General features: G+C 62.0%; 3 protein-coding genes. All 3 read left to right on the forward strand.

The genetic code is table 11. From position 1 onward, the window contains the following. The first annotated feature begins 167 nt into the window (after positions 1-167). Complete coding sequence (locus tag QQX02_RS13010; protein ID WP_301143780.1) at positions 168-599, forward strand: lysozyme; 432 nt, start codon at positions 168-170, stop codon at positions 597-599. Then, positions 599-925 carry a hypothetical protein gene (locus tag QQX02_RS13015; RefSeq protein WP_301143781.1) on the forward strand — a complete coding sequence of 109 codons (327 nt, stop codon included), beginning with the start codon at positions 599-601 and terminating at the stop codon, positions 923-925. Before QQX02_RS13010 ends, QQX02_RS13015 begins: the two co-directional genes overlap by 1 nt. A gap of 41 nt (positions 926-966) precedes the next feature. Continuing rightward, positions 967-1,171, forward strand: a 205-nt coding sequence (locus QQX02_RS13020) for a hypothetical protein (protein ID WP_301143782.1), incomplete at its 3' end; no start/stop codon positions are given.

Here is a 1,171-nt window from a genome sequence, read left to right on the forward strand (position 1 = left end):
GTGATCTTTCCCGGTGGCGTTGAGACGTTCGCTTCGGAAGTGGGCGCTATCGCCATCCGCATTGCCGACAAGGGTGGCGAGATCGAGATTCTGACGGAGCTGGGGCGTCCCTGGCGTCAGGTGGACAAACCCTCCGGCGGCTTGGCTGCCGTGCCACGGAAAGACAAGTGAACATCTCGGAGCGCGGACTAGACCTGATCCGCGATTTTGAGAAGTGCAGGCTTAAGGCGTACCGAGACAGCGGCGGCAGATGGACGATTGGCTACGGCCATACGGCTGGCGTCCGTGAGGGCGACACGATCACGCAGGCGCAGGCCGATACGTTCCTGAAGGCTGATGTTGCGGCCACGGTCCATGCGGTGAACGGCATGGTCAAGGTGCCGGTCAGCCAGTGTCAATTCGATGCGCTGGTGGACTTCGCTTTCAACTGCGGGGCTAACGCCCTGATGCACTCGACCCTGCTGAAGAAGCTCAACGCTGGCGACTATGACGGCGCTGCGGCTGAGTTCTTGCGCTGGGACCACGACAACGGGCAGCGGGTTGCTGGCCTGACCAAGCGGCGCACTGCCGACAAAACACTGTTTGAGGCGGTGGCCTAATGGACTGGACACAGATCGGTACGAACGTGGGCCTCCTTGTCGGCGGCGTGTTCGCGTACTTCGCCGGGCGCGGTAAGCGTCAGGTAGGCGAGGCAGCCGATCAGGCGGCGGTGTCCGAGTTCAAGGTAGACGCCACGATCAATGCGGCGTCACAGAAGCAGATCGACTGGCTGGCAGGGCGCATCGAGGCGCTGGAAAAGAAGTATTCGACCATCTGGGACGAGCTACAGGCCGAAAAAGTCACGACCTCCAAGCTGCGCGACCGAGTGCGCCAGTTGGAAGGGATTCTGCGCGACAACAACATCACGGTGCCGGCCGAGTCCTAATGTTCCCCCGGCTCACCAAGTGGCTGTCGGTAGGTTTGGCCGTGCTGGCGGTCGCGGCGGTGATGCTCGCCATGCACTTTCGCGGGGCTCTCGCTGTTTCCCGTGATCTACAGCATCAAGCCGAGCAGCGAGCGGCCCAACTGGACGCCAATCTGAAGGCATCCGAAGCGGCGAGGAAGGCGGAACAGGCTCAGGCCGACAAGTTCCAGGCCATCGCCCAACAGAATGAACAGGACAAAGTCCGTG

Origin of the sequence: Demequina muriae (genome assembly GCF_030418295.1) — a bacterium.
Classification (GTDB): Bacteria; Actinomycetota; Actinomycetes; order Actinomycetales; family Demequinaceae; genus Demequina; species Demequina muriae.

What these genes read in the sequence shown, in the direction of transcription:
- QQX02_RS13015 (WP_301143781.1), top strand. Translation starts at nt 599, where the DNA reads ATGGACTGGACACAGATCGGTACGAACGTGGGCCTCCTTGTCGGCGGC.